15 protein-coding genes and 1 riboswitch are annotated in these 18356 nt (G+C 57.3%); of the genes, 8 read left to right on the top strand and 7 right to left on the bottom strand.

Translation table 11 applies throughout. From position 1 onward, the window contains the following. Nucleotides 1-36 precede the first annotated feature (36 nt). Together panS and rtcR are read right to left on the bottom strand one after the other, a co-directional pair. Nucleotides 37-984: a ketopantoate/pantoate/pantothenate transporter PanS gene (gene panS, locus AFK62_RS17975; protein ID WP_007665245.1), complete on the bottom strand. Its 948-nt coding sequence runs from the start codon at nt 982-984 to the stop codon at nt 37-39. A 172-nt stretch (nt 985-1156) separates the two neighbouring features. Beyond that, a complete protein-coding gene (rtcR, locus tag AFK62_RS17970) occupies nt 1157-2746 on the bottom strand; it encodes an RNA repair transcriptional activator RtcR (protein WP_053532069.1) in 1590 nt (529 codons plus the stop codon). 476 nt (nt 2747-3222) lie between these two features. On the opposite strand from rtcR, the gene AFK62_RS17965 reads away from it, so the two are divergent. Genes AFK62_RS17965 through AFK62_RS17955 form a run of 3 tightly spaced genes read left to right on the top strand, consistent with a single transcriptional unit; the run spans nt 3223 to nt 6386 of the window. Continuing rightward, nucleotides 3223-4356, top strand: a complete 1134-nt coding sequence (locus tag AFK62_RS17965; RefSeq protein WP_007667627.1) for a slipin family protein — start codon at nt 3223-3225, stop codon at nt 4354-4356. A 2-nt stretch (nt 4357-4358) separates the two neighbouring features. After that, the gene (locus AFK62_RS17960; RefSeq protein WP_007667626.1) at nt 4359-5585 is read left to right on the top strand and encodes an RtcB family protein; all 1227 of its coding nucleotides are present in this window, start codon (nt 4359-4361) and stop codon (nt 5583-5585) included. Between the two features lie 15 nt (nt 5586-5600). Further along, on the top strand, nt 5601-6386 hold the full coding sequence (locus AFK62_RS17955) for a nucleotidyltransferase domain-containing protein (RefSeq protein ID WP_007667625.1): 786 nt from the start codon (nt 5601-5603) through the stop codon (nt 6384-6386). Nucleotides 6387-6408: 22 nt separating this feature from the next. Here AFK62_RS17955 and lysC read toward each other — a convergent pair whose 3' ends face one another. Beyond that, nucleotides 6409-7761, bottom strand: coding sequence for a lysine-sensitive aspartokinase 3 (lysC, locus tag AFK62_RS17950; protein ID WP_007667624.1), 1353 nt, complete (start codon nt 7759-7761; stop codon nt 6409-6411). 109 nt (nt 7762-7870) lie between these two features. Beyond that, nucleotides 7871-8064: riboswitch (Lysine riboswitch) on the bottom strand. Between the two features lie 473 nt (nt 8065-8537). Here lysC and pgi point away from each other — a divergent pair. The 5 genes from pgi (at nt 8538) to AFK62_RS17925 (ending at nt 14347) form a co-directional block, all read left to right on the top strand. Then, nucleotides 8538-10187: a glucose-6-phosphate isomerase gene (gene pgi, locus AFK62_RS17945; protein ID WP_032984120.1), complete on the top strand. Its 1650-nt coding sequence runs from the start codon at nt 8538-8540 to the stop codon at nt 10185-10187. A 380-nt stretch (nt 10188-10567) separates the two neighbouring features. Next, nucleotides 10568-10813: an exopolysaccharide production protein YjbE gene (gene yjbE, locus AFK62_RS17940; protein ID WP_007667616.1), complete on the top strand. Its 246-nt coding sequence runs from the start codon at nt 10568-10570 to the stop codon at nt 10811-10813. A 68-nt stretch (nt 10814-10881) separates the two neighbouring features. Next, nucleotides 10882-11517 (top strand): YjbF family lipoprotein, encoded by a 636-nt coding sequence (locus AFK62_RS17935; RefSeq protein ID WP_007667614.1) that lies wholly within the window; start codon nt 10882-10884, stop codon nt 11515-11517. After that, nucleotides 11517-12251 carry a capsule biosynthesis GfcC D2 domain-containing protein gene (locus tag AFK62_RS17930; protein WP_007667612.1) on the top strand — a complete coding sequence of 245 codons (735 nt, stop codon included), beginning with the start codon at nt 11517-11519 and terminating at the stop codon, nt 12249-12251. The genes AFK62_RS17935 and AFK62_RS17930 overlap by 1 nt, the downstream gene beginning before the upstream one ends. After that, on the top strand, nt 12251-14347 hold the full coding sequence (locus AFK62_RS17925) for a YjbH domain-containing protein (RefSeq protein WP_053532068.1): 2097 nt from the start codon (nt 12251-12253) through the stop codon (nt 14345-14347). The genes AFK62_RS17930 and AFK62_RS17925 overlap by 1 nt, the downstream gene beginning before the upstream one ends. 107 nt (nt 14348-14454) lie before the next feature. Here AFK62_RS17925 and AFK62_RS17920 read toward each other — a convergent pair whose 3' ends face one another. From AFK62_RS17920 to malF, 4 genes are all read right to left on the bottom strand, one after another. Continuing rightward, entirely contained in the window at nt 14455-14901 is a 447-nt protein-coding gene (locus AFK62_RS17920) for an acyltransferase (RefSeq protein WP_369834749.1), read from the bottom strand. A 20-nt stretch (nt 14902-14921) separates the two neighbouring features. Further along, complete coding sequence (locus tag AFK62_RS17915; RefSeq protein ID WP_007667605.1) at nt 14922-15563, bottom strand: hypothetical protein; 642 nt, start codon at nt 15561-15563, stop codon at nt 14922-14924. Nucleotides 15564-15784: 221 nt separating this feature from the next. Then, the gene (gene malG, locus AFK62_RS17910; RefSeq protein WP_053532067.1) at nt 15785-16675 is read right to left on the bottom strand and encodes a maltose ABC transporter permease MalG; all 891 of its coding nucleotides are present in this window, start codon (nt 16673-16675) and stop codon (nt 15785-15787) included. An 11-nt stretch (nt 16676-16686) separates the two neighbouring features. Continuing rightward, nucleotides 16687-18231 (bottom strand): maltose ABC transporter permease MalF, encoded by a 1545-nt coding sequence (gene malF / locus AFK62_RS17905; protein ID WP_007667591.1) that lies wholly within the window; start codon nt 18229-18231, stop codon nt 16687-16689. Between the last annotated feature and the right edge of the window lie 125 nt (nt 18232-18356).

Genomic DNA, 18356 nt, shown 5'->3' with positions numbered 1-18356 from the left:
ACAGTAAATAAGCCCGGTTTTGCCGGGCTTATTTTATCAGGCCTGACGTTTACGCCGAGCCTTTTCCTTCTGGCTGTCTACTGGCTTTGCGGACCAGTAGCCTGCCAGCAGCGAGCCGGAAAGATTATGCCAGACCGAAAACAGCGCGCCGGGCAGCGCGGCGAGCGGCGAAAAGTAGAGTTTACCGAGGGCGGCGGCAAGCCCGGAGTTCTGCATACCGACTTCAATAGCGAGTGTCCGGCAGGTCGATTCATCAAAGCCGAACAGGCGTCCGCCCCAGTAACCGCCGAGCAGCCCGATGCTGTTGTGCAGAATAATCGCCACCATCACCATCAGGCCGACGGACGCGATATGCGACGCTGAGCCGGCTACCACTGCGCTGATAATGGCAAGAATGCAGACCATCGAAAACGCCGGCAGCCAGGGCTCTACGGCCCTCACCAGGCGTGGGAAAAGATGATGCACAATCAGCCCCAGCCCAATGGGGATAACGACGATTTGCAGAATGCTCACCAGCATACCCATCACGTCCACCTGAATATGGGCGTCCACGTAAAGGCGCGTCAGCAGCGGGGTGGCGAACACGCCTACCAGGGTGGAAACCGACGAGATAGTTACCGACAGCGCCACGTCGCCCTTCGAAAGATAAATCATTACGTTGGAGGCCGTTCCGCTCGCGACGCTGCCGACCAGCACCATGCCCGCCGAGAGATCGGGCGGCATATGAAACAACATCGCCAGCAGCCAGGCGGCGAGCGGCATCAGCAGATAATGCAGGAAAATCCCTGCCGCGACGGGTGCCGGGCGTGACAGCACGCGTTTGAAGTCGTCCAGTTTCAGATGAACGCCCATGCCAAACATAATCAGCATTAAAAGCGTACTGACCCACGGGCCGATGGGGGTGAACGTTGTCGGCGTGTAATACGCCATAACCGAGAGCAGCAGCGCCCAGAGCGGGAACAGCCGGGTGAGTGTTGCGAGCATCTTATTTTCCTTGATACCCCGTCGTTTGCGCACAGTGGTCTGTTTCGCCACGCGAAATTCAGGGGGAGAATGTGGTGTTGTGTTGTTATAAAAAGGCCGGGATCGAGCCCGGCCATAGGTATTGTTTATCGCGTGAAGAAACGTTATTCAAACGAATTATGATGAAAAGCCTTCACTCTGGCGCTTTCACCTGGTCCCAGCTCAGCCCAAAGCGTGCCAGATACTTGCGCAGCCGGTCAGCGTCGTTGGGGTTGGCTTTTTTCTGGCGAGAGACGGCGAATAGCGCGCGTCCGGCTTCCGAGAGCGAGGCGCTGCGTCTGCACACGGTTATCACCGCCGCCAGCTGATCCTGGTCGAAGAGGTCAAGCGTCGCCGGGTCAACCGGCAGCGCGGCGGGGGCGGTCAGTGGCTGCCAGCTCGCTTGCAGTCGCACAATTTCTTCTTCGACCAGCGCGTCGGTAATGCGTCCTTGTTCGGCAAGCGTCGCCATACGCGCCACCGAACTCCCGAGTTCGCGGAAGTTTCCCGGCCAGCGCGCCTGCGGCGAACAGGCGAAAGCGAGATAGGCGTCACGGGCAGATTTATCAAAGCGGATCAGCGTTTGCTGCTGCGCGCAGAACCGTTGCAGTTCATATTCCACGTTTGGCGCGATATCTTCGCGGCGCTCGGCGAGGCCCGGCAGCGCGAAGGCCCACATGTTAATGCGCGCATAGAGATCTTCGCGAAAACGCCCTTCAGCGACCCACGTCGCCATATCGCGGTGCGTACCGGCGATAAGCTGAAAATCGCTCTGCACTTCTTTATCTGAGCCAAACGGGAAAAAGGTTTTCTCTTCAATCGCTTTTAACAGCATCGCCTGTTCATCAAGGCCCAGTTCGGCTATCTCATCAAGAAACAGCACGCCGCCGTCCGCCTCGCGCAAAAGACCGGGCCGCGCCTGTTGCGCGCCGGTAAATGCGCCCTTCACATGGCCGAACAGCGTCGACATTGCGTTATCGCCGCGAAGCGTCGCGCAGTTCACCGCGACCAGCCGCCCCTTAACCAGATGCCGCGCCTGGCGCAGCGCAAAAATACGCCTGGCGAGAAAGGATTTGCCTGCGCCGGTTGGGCCGGTCAGCAGGATGGGGGCGGTCGATCGCAGCGCCACGCGCTCGATCTGGTCGATCAGCCGGTTAAAGGTGGCGTTGCGGGTGTCGATGCCAGATTTCAGGAAAGAGACCGACTGCTGTTGCTCACGCTGAAAGCGGCTGGTGAGCGTCGCGTAGCGGCTTAAATCGAGATCGATAACCGATGCCGTTCCGGCGGCTTTTTCTTCTTCTGGCTCTTCGCCACGTCCCGGACTGGTCTGGACGAGCGAGGCGGGCAGGTAGCGCGCCTCGGTCAGCAGGAACCAGCAGATCTGCGCCACGTGCGTGCCGGTGGTGATATGCACCAGATACTCTTCGTGGTCGGTATCAAACGTATAGCGCGTGGCGAAATCCAGCAGCGCGGCGTAGACCTCTTCAAAATCCCACGGATCGTTCATCACCACGGTATGCGTGCGCACGTCGGTGTGGGGCGACACGACGGCGATATCTTCCGCCACCCGCTCTGCGAGCGACGCGTCGCGCGCCTGATGCAGCAGTTCAAAGCGATCGACAGGCAAGCCCGGCTGCTGGCACAGCGCAACAGAGGGCCGCCATTTCGTCCAGCGGTTGGCGCGTTTACCCCGCCGGTCCAGCACCGTACCCAATATGCCAATCACCACGCGACGTTTCTGCATTGTTTATCCTTAAAGATAAATAACGATATTTAAAGATAAATCATAACGCTTTTCAGGCTACCCGTCGCGGCAGGTTAAAAAAATTTAACCTATTAAAATCAAGTAATTAAATAATTATTTTTTCCTTAACTAAAACTGGCACGCTTCTGGCAAAGATTATCTCGTCAGCACACTGGATATGCAGGGGCTAAAGACCCCGCCGGCGCACCGGGAACGGTAATACGTTATCCAGGGGGCGTTCCGCCAGTGACATGACTTGGAAAACTGTCGGTTTATCAGGTTCGACTCCTGAATGTGATTTTCTCCTCCCAGAGAAACGTTATCAGCAGTACCCCGGTGGTCGGGTTGTTAACGACCGCCACACCCTGACGCCGGTAACGGCGCCGGGCGGCAGGCAGAAAAAACCAGAGTAGCGGTTGATTCCCCCTTTCGCTTCGCGCCGTTATTCGCGTCAGCTAAAACAACAAGGAAAAAAAATGAATAACAACGTGACGATTCGTAAAGGCCAGTTAGGTTTACTGGCAAAACAGGGCGACTTTTATCAGGTGCTGGAAGCGGGCGAGCATCGCCTGCCGTGGTTTAACAAACCGGATGTGACCGTGGTCGATATCAGTAGCGGCGACGTGGCGCCGGAGCTTGCCGACTATCTGCGCCGTTTTCAGCCAGACTGGGTGGCGCAGTATTGCCTGACGGTCGATACCGCCGATAACGAAACGGCGGCGCTCTGGCGCAACAATGTGCTGGTGGAAATCATCCCCCCTGGCGCGCGGCGTCTTTTCTGGCGCGACGGTGATAGCCTGCGCGCGGTGCATATGGATACCCAGGACGTACATGTGCCAGCGGATATCATGAATGCGGTGTTGCAGCCGCGTGGCCGCGATGCGGCGGTGAAAGGGCGCGACGCTATCCTTACCGTCAACGTGCCGGCCTGGCACGTCGGCGTGCTGAAAATCGATGGCGTGACCCAGCCGCTGTTGCCGGCAGGCTTAAGCGCCTACTGGAAAATTAACCATCTGGTTGATGCGGAAGTGGTCGATACACGTCTTCAGGCGATGGATGTGGCAGGGCAGGAGATCCTGACGAAAGATAAAGTGAACCTGCGCATTAACCTGGGCGCGAACTGGCGTTATCAGGACGTGTTGCAGGCATACAGCCAGCTCACCAAACCGCTGGAGCATTTGTACCGTGAATTGCAGTTTGCGCTGCGCGAGGCGGTCGGTACCCGCACGCTCGACGAATTGCTGGAAAATAAACAGGTGATCGACGATGTGGTGGGTGCGCAGGTGACCGCACGCATGGCGCCGTTTGGTATTGAAGTGGCATCAACAGGCGTGAAGGACATTGTGCTGCCGGGTGACATGAAAACCATTTTGTCGCGGCTGGTGGAGGCGGAGAAAGCCGCACAGGCGAATGTTATCCGCCGCCGTGAAGAGACCGCCGCGACGCGTTCGCTGTTGAACACCGCGAAAGTCATGGAAAACAATCCGGTCGCGCTGCGACTGAAAGAACTCGAAACCCTGGAGAAAGTGGCGGAACGTATCGATAAGATCTCCGTCTTCGGTGGCCTGGATCAGGTGCTGCAGGGGCTGGTACAGATTAAAGGAGCATAAGCATGAACGAGAACACGTATCAGACACTGGCGCAGGCCAACGGCGCGCCGGTAAAAATGTGGACCCATGGCGTGCCGGTGGAGCCGGAAGCTCGTGAACAGCTAATGAAAACGGCGAAGATGCCTTTTATCTTCAAGCACCTGGCGGTTATGCCCGACGTACATCTGGGTAAAGGCTCAACCATCGGCAGCGTGATCCCGACCAAAGGGGCGATTATCCCGGCGGCAGTGGGCGTGGATATTGGTTGCGGGATGATTGCAGTGCGCACCTCGCTTGTTGCGCGCGATCTGCCTGATAACCTGAGTGGGCTGCGTAGCGCCATCGAGCAGGCGGTGCCGCATGGCCGTACTGTTGGTCACGGTCAGCGTGATAAAGGTGCGTGGAACCGCGCGCCGCAGGAAGTGGATACACACTGGGCGCACCTGGCGCCGCGCTTCAAACGCATCACCGATAAATATCCAAACCTGTTGAAAACCAATAACTATCAGCACCTGGGAACGCTCGGTACGGGTAACCACTTTATTGAGATCTGTCTTGATGAACAGGAGCGCGTGTGGGTGATGTTGCATAGCGGGTCGCGCGGCGTAGGTAACGCCATCGGCACCCATTTCATCGGCCTTGCCCAGAAAGATATGCAGCGCCATATCGCGAACCTGCCGGACCGTGACCTGGCCTATTTTGAAGAGGGAAGTCAGCACTACGGCGATTATATTGAGGCAGTGGAGTGGGCGCAGGATTTCGCCCGGCATAACCGTGAAGTGATGATGACCCGCGTGCTGGCGGCGCTGTCCTCCATTATCACCAAACCGTTCATGACGCAGCAGGAAGCCGTGAACTGCCACCATAACTATGTGCAAAAAGAGACGCACTTTGGTGAAGAGATCCTGGTGACGCGTAAAGGGGCCGTATCAGCGCAGAAAGGGCAGATGGGGATCATTCCGGGGTCGATGGGCGCGAAAAGCTTTATCGTGCGCGGGCTCGGTAACGAAGAGAGCTTTTGCTCCTGTAGCCATGGCGCGGGTCGTACCATGAGCCGAACGGCAGCGAAAAAACGCTTCACGGTGGAAGACCAAATTCGCGCCACGGCGCACGTGGAGTGCCGTAAAGACAGCGATGTGATTGACGAAATTCCGATGGCGTATAAAGACATCGAGGCGGTGATGGCCGCGCAATCGTCGCTCGTGGAAATAGTGCATACGCTGCGTCAGGTCGTGTGCGTAAAAGGATAAAAGTAGGGAAATAGGATGGAGCTCAACGGGGTAGACGCCACCACACGCGAGCGCGTGCGGCAGGTATTAAAAGATGTGGAAGCAAAATATGGCGTGAAAGTGCTTTACGCCTGTGAATCCGGCAGCCGGGGCTGGGGCTTTGCCTCGCCGGATAGCGACTACGACGTGCGCTTTCTCTATGTTCATCCGCGAGAGTGGTACTTGCGGGTGGATGCGCCGCGCGACGTCATCGAACTGCCCATAGACGATACGCTTGATGTCTGCGGCTGGGAGTGGCGCAAGGCGCTCGGGCTGCTTAAGCGGGCGAACCCGACGCTTATCGAGTGGCTCGACTCGCCGATAGTCTATCAGCAGAATGAAACCGCTATCGGCGCGCTGCGCGACCTGGTGCCGCAGTGGTTTTCCGCGGAGCGGGCGCGCTGGCATTATTACTCCATGGCGCGTAAAAACTTCCACAGCTATTTACAGAGCGAGACGGTGCGGCTGAAAAAATATTTCTACGTGCTGCGCCCGTTGCTGGCGGTACGCTGGGTGGAAGCGGGCAAGGGGGCGCCGCCGATGCGTTTCGCTGAACTGCTGGACGCGACGGTAAACGATCCGTTGCTGCGCGCAGAGATAGATGACCTGCTGGCGATCAAGCAGCGCGCGGGCGAGGCGCAGTACGGTATGCCGATGCCCCGGATACACGCCTTCATCGCGGCGGAGTTGGCGCGCGGCGAGACGCCGCCTGAGCTGCCTCTCAGCGAAAAAGGGCAGGCGAGTCTGTTAGATAAGCTGCTGTATGAAACGGTGATGGCCTGACAGTGTCAGGCCATTTTTTGATTTACTCGAAGAGATTCTGGTGCAGCTTTTGGACAACCTGTTCGGCGTCGCTGCCCGGGACCAGGAAGCACAGGTTGTAGCTCGACGCGCCGTAACAAATCATGCGGATGTTAAACGGCTCCAGCACGCCAAACACCTCTTTGCCCACCCCGCAGGCTTTCGACAGGTTGTTGCCAATCAGCGCCACCAGCGCAAGATTTTCTTCTACTTCCACGCGGCACAGTGACGACAGCTCAGTCAGCAGCGCCTGCGTCAGCAACGTGTCCCCGGTCGAGGTCGAGCCGGTGGTGTCGAGCGTCAGCGCCACGCTCACTTCCGAGGTCGTAATCAGATCAACCGAAATATTGTGGCGCGCCAGGATGCTGAACACTTCCGCGAGGAAGCCGCGCGAGTGCAGCATGTTCAGGCTGTGGAGCGTCAGCAGCGTCTGTTTACGGCGCAGCGCCAGCGCGCGGAACAGCGGTGGATTGGTGGTTTTATTGCACACCAGCGTGCCGCCCGCTTTCGGATCTTTACTGGAGCCGACAAACACCGGAATGTCGCTGCGCACGGCTGGGAGAAGCGTCGCCGGGTGCAGTACTTTCGCGCCGAAGGTCGCCATTTCTGCCGCCTCTTCAAAGGCGATTTCATCGATGCGTTTCGCGGCGGGTACAACACGCGGGTCAGTGGTGTAGATACCGGGAACGTCAGTCCAGATATCCACGCGGCGCGCTTTCAGCGCCTCGCCCAGCAGCGCTGCGGTGTAGTCGCTGCCGCCGCGGCCAAGCGTCGTGGTACGGCCTTTGGCCTCGCTACCGATAAACCCTTGTGTGATGATAAGCCCTTGCGCCAGGCGCGGCGCGAGTTGCTGTGCGCAGAGTTCAGCGAGCGCGGTCACATCCGGCTCGGCGCGGCCAAAACGGTCGCTGGTGCGCATCACTTTACGCACGTCAAACCACTGCGCTTGCGCTTGACGCTCGCGCAGGATCTCGACAAACAGCAGGGTAGACATCAGCTCGCCATGGCTGACCAGTTCGTCGGTCAGCGCGGTTGAGGTCGCAAGGGACGCGGCTTCAGACAGCGTGGCGATATTTTCCAGCAGGCGGTCAATCTCTTCACGAATAATCGCAGGATGTTGCAGGCGCTCTAAAATGTCATACTGAATTTTGCGGATGGCATCGAGTTTTACAAAGCGCTCGGTCGCTTCCAGCCCTTCAGAAAGCGCCACCAGCAGGTTAGTGATGCCAGCGGAGGCGGAAAGTACCACCAGGCGGACCTGGCTATCGTCCAGGACGACATCGGCGCTGCGGTTCATGGCGTCGAAATCCGCCACGCTGGTGCCGCCAAATTTAGCGACCACGAAAGAATCTGTCATAACAACCTCTTGTCCGGGAGCCATAGCGCATGGCGTATCAAGTATTCAGCCCTGGAACAAGGAGAGAGCGGTAAGGGGGCGGACGCAGGCGGATAGACCACCACAACAACCACCCAGAAGCGCTCCACCTTGCGAAACGTTCGACTGCTGACGTTTCGGGTGACAGCCCAGGGGATTCAGCCCCTGTAGCCGATAGCGAACGTTGCCAGACGCCGCGCTACCTCGGCGTCGCTCCCCCTCTCGTGCCGTCTGCGGAGTGGCTCCTCAGACACGATACCTGGGCGACGCGCCTCTTCTGGTTTTCCTTCATATTTGAACCTGTGGCGGCGTTGGCTGCACGGCCATACCTGGTCACATACTTTTGTATGTTCCAGGGAATGCCCCGCTTACCGCCTTGCCACAGGTCGAACTAGTCTGGAAAACGTTGGCTCCTGTAAGCCGCTTTGTGGTGCAAAACGACCTGCTGGAGTTTCGTTTTGTTCAGCATGTGCATAAGCGCGCTGAAACCCCATAAAATTTACCGGCCAACAGTGCGCGAAGCGCATCGGGCCGGTACTTATTCATAAATAAAGGTTTGGCCGGGGGATTGTCAACGATACGGTCATGGGGATTTTTCATGTTACGCGGCCTGCCAGGAAAATAACTTATAACAGCTATACTTTCGTCTCGGCGCCGCGATGGTTCGCGTCCGGCCTTATGATAAAAATCATCACAATTTCAGCGACTGGCGCTACAATCGACCGCAGTTACAATTCTCAAATCACAAGAGTATTGCTATGAAAAACATCAATCCGACGCAGACTTCTGCCTGGCAGGCACTACAAACCCACTTCGATGCGATGAAAGATGTCACCATCGCTGAACTCTTCGCCAAAGACGCCGACCGCTTCAGTAAATTCTCCGCGACGTTTAATGATCTGATGCTGGTGGATTACGCCAAAAACCGTATCACCCAGGAAACGCTCGACAAACTGCTGGATCTCGCAAAAGAGACCGATCTGGCAGGTGCCATCAAATCCATGTTCTCCGGTGAGAAGATCAACCGCACGGAAGATCGCGCCGTGCTGCACGTCGCGCTGCGTAACCGTAGCAACACCCCGATCCTGGTCGATGGCAAAGATGTGATGCCAGAAGTGAACGCTGTGCTTGAGAAAATGAAAAAATTCTCTGAGGCGATTATTTCTGGTGAGTGGAAAGGCTACACCGGCAAGCCGATTACTGATGTGGTGAATATCGGCATTGGCGGCTCTGACCTCGGCCCGTTCATGGTGACCGAAGCGCTGCGCCCGTACAAAAACCATCTGAACATGCACTTTGTGTCTAACGTCGATGGTACCCACATCGCTGAAGTGCTGAAAAAGGTTAACCCGGAAAGCACGCTGTTCCTGGTGGCTTCCAAAACGTTCACCACCCAGGAAACCATGACCAACGCGCATAGCGCGCGCGACTGGTTCCTGAAAACCGCCGGTGACGAAAAACACGTCGCGAAGCACTTTGCAGCGCTTTCTACCAACGCGAAAGCGGTCGGCGAGTTCGGCATTGATACCGCCAACATGTTTGAATTCTGGGACTGGGTCGGTGGCCGTTACTCCCTGTGGTCGGCGATCGGTCTGTCCATCATTCTCTCCGTGGGTTATGACAACTTTGTTCAACTGCTCTCCGGCGCCCATGAGATGGACAAACACTTCTCTACCACGCCGCTTGAGAAAAACCTGCCTGTGCTGCTGGCGCTGATTGGCATCTGGTACAACAACTTCTTTGGCGCAGAAACCGAAGCGATTCTGCCGTACGACCAGTACATGCACCGTTTCGCGGCCTACTTCCAGCAGGGCAACATGGAATCCAACGGTAAATACGTTGACCGCAATGGCAACGCCGTGGATTACCAGACCGGCCCAATCATCTGGGGCGAGCCGGGTACCAACGGCCAGCATGCGTTCTATCAGCTGATTCACCAGGGCACTAAGCTTGTGCCGTGCGATTTCATCGCGCCGGCTATCACGCATAACCCGCTGTCGGATCACCACCAGAAGCTGCTGTCTAACTTCTTTGCGCAGACCGAAGCGCTGGCGTTTGGTAAATCCCGCGATGTGGTTGAACAGGAATTCCGCGACCAGGGGAAAGATCCGGCGCAGCTGGAAAACGTGGTGCCGTTTAAAGTGTTTGAAGGCAATCGCCCGACCAACTCCATTCTGCTGCGTGAAATTACGCCGTTCAGCCTGGGCGCGCTGATTGCGCTTTACGAGCACAAAATCTTCACCCAGGGCGCTATCCTGAATATCTTCACCTTTGATCAGTGGGGCGTGGAGCTTGGCAAACAGCTCGCTAACCGCATCCTGCCGGAACTGGGCGATGATAAGGCTATCAACAGCCATGACAGTTCTACCAATGGCTTAATTAATCGCTATAAATCCTGGCGTGCTTAATCCTGAATAACGTCGCAAATAAACATAATGATGCCGGCAATATGCCGGCATTTTTTTCTCAGATAAATCTTGTTGTCCGGCCGATCCCCGCTACTCTTTAATCTTGAGGTTAATCTGAAAATCGCCGCGCCTGGCTTCCGCACGCCTGAATGCTTTCAGATAAACCGGATCACTGCTTTTCATGAATATATTATAACAGCATGAAAAATAAATGATTTATATAAAATTTATTATGTCATCCTGCGCTATTTGTCTAATTATCCTAAAACCCTGTGCCTATTTCCTTGTGTCGTAAACCGACAGGGGTTGTTGTGTATACTCGGAAGCGCCTGAAAAGCTTTTCGGGTAAATCTCCATTCATTCAATGAAGGGAAATTGATATGAAGAAAATCCTTAGTGGCGTTTTCGCCATTGCAGCGCTTGGCGCTGTCTCAGCCCAGGCTGCACCGGTTAGCGTCGGTGAAGCGGCAGGCTCAGCAGCGACCTCTGTGTCGGTTGGCAGCTCCAGCGCCACCGCGTCAAGCACTGTAGGGTCGGTAGTCGGTGTGGCGCTTGCCGCCACCGGCGGCGGCGATGGTTCCAACACCGGGACCACTACCACCACCACCACCAGCACCACCCAGTAAACCCTTCGGGGGCTTTAACCATAACCACACTACGGTGTGGTTATTTTGACTTTTTTTGGGGAAATATCGTGAAGCGACTCGCGATTGTGTTGATGTGCCTGATGATTCAGGCCTGCTCCACCACGACCAGGGAACTAGGCAACTCACTCAGGCAAAGCATTTTCGGCCCGGATGGCGTGCAGCTCACGGATGACGATATCCAGAACATGCCTTACGCCAGCCAGTACATGACGCTGAATAACGGCCCGCAGCTCTTTGTAGTACTCGCGTTTTCTGAAAACGGCCAGCAAAAATGGGTGACGCAGGACCGTGCGACGATCGTGACGCAGCATGGCCGCATCATTAAAACCCTAAGCCTCGCCGACAACCTCATCGACATCAATAATGTCGCCGCCGACCCGCTTGTGCATGCAAATCAAATTATCGACGGCGCCAGCTGGACCCGCACGATGGGCTGGACCGAGCGTCATCAGGTACGTTACGCCACTGCCCGTTCCACCTTTACCTGGGATGGCACCGACACGCTCAAAGTGGGCAGCGACATCACGCCAGTGCGCGTGCTGGATGAAGAAGTGACGACAGACGCGGCCACCTGGCATAACCGCTTCTGGGTGGATAGCGAAGGGCAGATTCGTCAGTCAAAACAATATCTGGGGGCGGGCTATTTTCCGGTCACCACCATTCTGTTGAAGGCAGCGAAATAATGAAAACCACACTTATCGCTTCGCTGATATTTAGCCTCGGCAGCGTTAACGCTTTTGCCGACGGCACGATTACCGTTTATCGGGACCATGCACAGCCGCTTAAAGTTTCCGGCGCGAAACATCTCGCCGATCTGGTTTCTCAACCGCAGTTAGCCGGCAGCTGGTGGCTTGGCGCGGTTATCAGCGAACGTCAGGCAAGCGTTGAGGCGCAGGCGCAGCATCAGGTGCTGCTAAACCGCCTGGCGACACTGGCCGCCGAAGAAGGCGGCGATGACGGCGCCGCGATTAACAGCGTGCGTCAGCAGTTGCAGGCCATGAAAGTGACAGGCCGTCAGAGAGTCATTCTCGATCCGGATCGCGTGCGGGTGCGTCCGCAAAATAATCCGCCGCTTGAGGGCGAGTACACGTTATGGGTCGGCCAGCAGCCTTCCACCGTTACGCTTGTGGGGCTGGTCAGCGCGCCCGGTAAAAAAACGTTTACCCCCGGCAAGCCCGTGACCGACTACCTCGATGAAGTCAGCCGCCTGAGCGGTGCCGAACGCAGCTACGCCTGGCTGATTCAGCCGACTGGCCGCGTGGAAAAGGTACCGGTAGCGTACTGGAATCAGCGCCACGTCGAGCCGATGCCGGGCAGTATTCTGTACGTCGGCTTCGCCGACCATACGTTTACCTCAGCGTATGACGAGCTGAACGCGCAAATCATCTCCTCTCTGACGCATCGGATACCGGATTAATGAAAACACATTACTACTTCAGCCTGCTGGCGCTGGCGGTCGCTTCCGCCTGCCATGCCGAAACGTATCCGGCGCCTGTTGGCCCGTCGCAGTCCGATTTCGGGGGCGTTGGCCTGATGCAGACGCCGACAGCACGTATGGCGCGCGAGGGTGAACTGAGCCTGAACTATCGCGATAACGATCAGTATCGTTACTATTCCGCCTCCATTCAGCTTTTCCCGTGGCTTGAAACGACGCTGCGCTACACCGACGTGCGTACCCGCGCCTATTCCAACGTGGAGTCGTTCTCCGGCAACCAGACGTATAAAGATAAAGCGTTCGATCTCAAACTGCGCTTGTGGGAAGAGGGGTACTGGCTGCCGCAGGTTGCCGTCGGGGCGCGCGATATCGGCGGTACGGGGCTTTTTGACGCCGAATACATCGTGGCTAACAAAGCCTGGGGGCCGTTTGATTTCTCGCTGGGCCTCGGCTGGGGGTACCTCGGCACGAACGCCAACGTGAAAAACCCGTTCTGTCAGTATGACGATAAATTCTGTTACCGCGACCCGAGCTATCAGCGCGCAGGCTCGATTGACGGCAGCACCATGTTCCACGGCCCGGCGGCTATTTTCGGCGGGATTGAATACCAGACGCCGTGGCAGCCGCTGCGCCTGAAGCTGGAATATGAAGGTAACAACTACACCGAAGATTTCGCCGGCAAAATCGACCAGAAGAGCAAATTTAACGTCGGCGCGATTTACCGCGTCGCCGACTGGGCCGATGTGAACCTGAGCTACGAGCGCGGCAACACGGTGATGTTCGGCTTTACGTTGCGTACCAACTTTAACGATCTTCGCCCGTCTTATCGTGACAACCGTCGCCCTGAATATGAGCCGCAGCCGCAGGATCCCGTGTTGCAGCACAGCGTCGTGGCCAATCAGCTGACCTCACTGAAATACAACGCGGGCCTTAACAATCCGCAGATTCAGGTGAAGGGCGATACGCTTTACGTCACCGGCGAACAGTATAAATACCGCGACTCCCGCGAAGGCATTGAGCGCGCCAATCGCATCATCATGAATGATCTGCCAGAAGGCGTGGACCGCATCCGCGTGACCGAAACGCGGCTTAACATGCCGCAGGTCACCACGGAAACTGACGTGGCGAGCCTGAAGCGTCATCTGGAAGGCGAGCCGCTCGGCCATGAAACGCCGCTCGCGCAGCAGCGCATGACGCCTGTCGAGGCGGAGAACCCGGAGCAGGGATGGTATATCGAGAAGTCGCGCTTTAACCTGGCGGTCAATCCGGTGCTGAACCAGTCCATCGGCGGCCCGGAAAACTTCTACATGTATCAGCTCGGCCTGATGGGCACGGCCGATCTCTGGCTCACTGACCACCTGCTGACGACCGGTAGCGTGTTTGTGAACCTGGCGAATAACTACGGCAAATTCAACTACACCAACCCGAAAGATAATTCGCCGCTGCCGCGCGTGCGTACCCGCGTTCGTGAATATGTTGAGAACAACTATTACGTTAACAACATGCAGGCGAACTACTTCCAGCATCTGGGTGGCGATTTCTACGGCCAGATCTACGCAGGTTATCTGGAAACCATGTACGCAGGCGCAGGCGCCGAAGTGTTGTGGCGTCCGGTGGACAGCAACTGGGCGTTTGGCGTTAACGGCAACTACGTGAAGCAGCGTGACTGGACCAGTCCGCAAAACATGATGAAGTTCACCGATTACAGCGTGAAAACGGGTCACCTGACCGCCTACTGGACGCCGCCGTTTGCGCAGGATGTGCTGATCAAAGCGAGCGTTGGTCAGTATCTGGCGGGCGACAAAGGCGGCACGCTGGAGGTGTCGAAGCACTTCGACAGCGGGATTGTGGTGGGTGCTTACGCCACTATTACCAACGTCTCGCCGGAAGAGTATGGCGAAGGGGATTTCACCAAAGGCGTGTACGTCTCCGTGCCGTTTGATCTCTTCACCACCAGCCCGACCCGCAGCCGCGCCGCTATCGGCTGGACGCCGCTCACCCGCGATGGTGGTCAGATGCTGGGTCGTAAGTTTGATCTTTACAGCATGACGAGCGATAAGAGCCTTAACTTCCGTTAAGAGTGCGGCAGGTGTAAGGGGCGGCAGGTGCGCTGCGCTTACCCCTCTTACAGTTGAGATGTCGTGTGGCGGGTAAGCAACAGCGCACCTGCCACACGATGTTACGCTTACAACCGCCGCAACAACCGCGCCGGGTTTCCGGCGTATACCCCTTTCTCGGTGATGGGCTTCGTCACCACGCTGCCTGCGCCAATCACCGCGCCGCTGCAAATCGACTCCGCGAGGATCGTCGCACCGCTGCCAATGGAGACGTTATCACCAATGGTTATCCGTACCCAGTTGTCGCAGTCGGGGTCCGGCTTACCGTCACGGAACATATCGTTGGCGAACATCACCCCGTGACCGATAAAACAATCCTCGCCGATGGTCACAAATTCGCAGATAAACGTATGCGACTGCACCCGCGTGCCGCGTCCTATCCGCGAATGGCGCTGGATCTCCACAAAGGGGCCGATAAAGACTCCGTCGCCCAGCTCGCACTCATACAGGTTGGCGGGGTGATAAATCATCACGTCGCGTCCCACCACGATATCGCTCACGCGCGCCTCGCGCATTTTCGGTATATTCCCGAACATCACGCACGCTCCCGTTCAAGGCGCGCGATAATCTGTGCCAGCGCGGCGCGTGGGCTGGTCAGCAGTTTGGGATGGCTGAAATAACGCTCGGCGCCCGCCATTGAGGCCTGCGCCAGCGCCACACAGCCCGCGCCGCGCGCGAACGCCTGTTCTGCCGCCTCGGCAACGCGCTGGTGAAAGGCGTCCTCATCGCCGCGCTGAAACAGCGCCCAGGCGTCCGGAATAAGCTCTACCCCGAGCGGTGTCGTGGGCGCGAGCGTGGCGCGAAACAGCGCCGCAGTCGGGTGCAGCGTGGTCGGCGCGGCACACAACACCACCACTGGCTGGCCTGCGGTGGTGGCCGCCTGAGCCAGCGCGCGGTCCACCCGCATGATGCCTGGGTCCTGAGCAAGAAAATCGGCAGCGGAGCCGAGCGTGGAGCAGGTGAGCAGCACGACGTCGGCGTCAGTGCGCAGTTGCGCCAGTGCGGCAATGGTCTCTTTTTCGATTTCCGGCGTTACGCCGCCCGCGGCTTGCGCCTGTTCGAGCAGGTGCGGCATTACCTCGTGGGTTAAAGCGTCTTGCGGAAGATTCAGTGCGCGGGCGGCTTCATCAAAAACCGCCACGTTGCTTTGCGCCGTATGCAGGCAGGCTATTTTCATTCTCTTTCCCTGTCGTAAGTAAGCGTTAACGCGACCGTTAACTGTGCGCAGACCCGGCGGGCGCTGCAAAACCTGAACCCATAATATAGACCGCCGTCACGCTTTTCGCGCTGTAACAGCGCGCCAGATGCCCATAAAAAAGGCGGCCCGCAGGCCGCCGAAACAAACATCAAGTCAGGGATACAATGGAACTACAGTGGCAAAAATAATGATGACGAGGGTTAACCTTTCACGCCGCCCGCCGTGAGGCCGCTCACCAGCCAGCGCTGGGCCAGCAGGAAGACCACGGTAATCGGGATGGCAGAGAGCACAGCAGCGGCCGCGAAATCGCCCCACAGGTAGTTTTGCGGGTTGAGATATTGCTGCATACCGACCGCCAGGGTGTAGCTGTCAACATCGCGCAGCAGCAGCGAGGCGACCGGAACTTCCGTGATAGCGCCGATAAACGAGAGAATAAACACGACGGCCAGAATAGGCACTGACAGCGGCAGCAGTACCAGGCGGAATGCCTGCCACGGTGTGGCGCCATCAAGCGCTGCCGCTTCTTCAAGCGACCCGTCGATGGTTTCGAAATAGCCTTTGATAGTCCAGACATGCAGCGCAATCCCGCCGAGATAGGCGAAGATAACCCCCCCGTGGGTATTCAGCCCAATAAACGGAATGTACTGGCCTAAGCGGTCAAACAGCGCATAGAGCGCTACCAGCGACAGCACCGCCGGGAACATCTGAAAAATCAGCATACCTTTCAACAGCGCGCCTTTACCCGGAAAACGCATACGGGCGAAGGCGTAGGCGCAGGTTGTGGAGAGCGTCACGATGCCCGCCGCGGTAATGACCGCGATTTTCACCGAGTTCCACAGCCACAGCAGCACCGGGAACGGCGGCGGCGTCACGCGGCCATCGGCGTGCTCCACGCTGAAACCAAGCGCGAGGCGCCAGTGCTCCCAGGAGATTTGATCCGGGATGAGGCTGCCGGTGGCGAAGTTGCCGGGGCGCAGCGAAATCGCCACGACCATCAGCAGTGGAAACATAATGGCGGCGATAAACGCCAGCAGCAGCAGGTGTGTCACCAGCAGACGCAGCTTCTGGGATTTCGGTTGAACCATAGCCATGTCAGGTCTCCTTAATCAAACTTAATGCGTGTGGCTTTGAGGTTCACGACCGCAAGCGCGCCCACCAGCAGGAAGATAAGCGTAGCGATAGCCGCCGCGAGGCCGAAGTCTTGTCCGCCGCCGCCTTCAAAGGCGATACGCCAGGTGTAGCTCACCAGCAGATCGGTATAGCCCGCAGGCGTTGTCGTGCCGATGCGGTCCGGGCCGCCGTTGGTCAACAGCAGGATCAGCACGAAGTTATTAAAATTAAAGGCGAAGCTTGCGATCATAAGCGGCGTTAGCGGCTTGATGAGCAGCGGGAACGTAATCTTAAAGAAGTTCTGGAACGGGCCTGCGCCATCCATCGCCGAGGCCTCATACAGATCGTCCGGAATCGCCTTCAGCAGGCCCATGCAGAGGATCATCATGTACGGGTAACCAAGCCAGGTATTGACGATGATTATCATGGCGCGCGCGGTGGTGGGGTCAGTAAACCATGCCGGTTTGATGCCAAACAGCGCGCTCAGCATCATGTTGATCTCGCCAAAACTCTGGTTGAACAACCCTTTGAAAATCAAAATTGAAATAAATGACGGCACCGCGTAGGGGAGGATCAGCAGCACGCGATAGATAGCTTTGCCTTTAAGCGATTCCCACTGTACGAGACATGCCAGCACCATGCCGACCGCGACGGTCAGTACCACGGTCAGTAACGCAAACACCACTGTCCAGACGAAGATCGCCATAAACGGTTTCTGAATGCCTTCATCGGCAAAGACGCGCAAGAAGTTACCCCAGCCAATCGACACGGTATAACCTGGGCTGAGCTTTTCATCGCCCCACTGACCCTCGGCATTGATAGCCTGATAAAAGCCGATGTCGTTATTCGGGCGATACTTCACGCCGCTCTGGTTGTTAGTGAGCGTGCCGTCATCGGCGAGCGCGTAAAGCGGGCGCGTGCCGGAGAACTGACGCAGCGAGCTCATGACAAGCTGGCTGGCATCTGGCAGCTCAGCCGTTACCTGGCTCAGTGCCTGGCGATTCTGAGTAATGACGCGCAGTGTGGCGCGTTCGCCTTCCGGCAGGGACGGCGCGGCCGTCAGCTTCAGCGTCTGCTCGCCGCCAAATTTAAACGGTGCGGAGAGGTAGTATTTGCCGCTGGCGCCATCGGTCAGGGCCAGCCGCCACTGTTCACCGGCGGGATAAAGGCCAAAGGTATAGCTGTCGCCCGCCTGATATTTGCGGTCCATCAGCACCTGGCGTGCGCGCTCCTGTGTGAGCTGGTTGGTGCTGCTGTAGTTGGTAAAGGCGATAGCGATGGTGCAGGCCAGCGGAAAGAGCACGAAAAGCCCCATGCCCGCGAGCCCTGGATAGACGTAACGCCACGCATAGGCGCGGCGATTCGCAAAAATATAGAGGCCAGTTGAGCTTAAAATCAGCGTCATGATGGCGAACAGGTATTCCCCCTGTGCGTACATTAAAACAACAAGGTAACCCACCAGTAAGCCCAGCAGACCTATCGCCGACCATTTCAGCGCGTCGCTTTGCCACCAGTGTTTCTTTTTAATGACATCCATGGGGATCTTCCTCAACAACGATGAAAACGTATTTGTGGCCTTGCCACGATGAAACAAGATGTCGTGAGGGGGATGCGCTGCGCTTATCCACCCTACCTATAGCCTACGGTTTGCCTGAACAGGGC

Origin of the sequence: Cronobacter condimenti 1330, assembly GCF_001277255.1 — a bacterium.
Classification (GTDB): domain Bacteria; phylum Pseudomonadota; class Gammaproteobacteria; order Enterobacterales; family Enterobacteriaceae; genus Cronobacter; species Cronobacter condimenti.
This window is presented reverse-complemented; position numbering and strand designations above follow the sequence as displayed.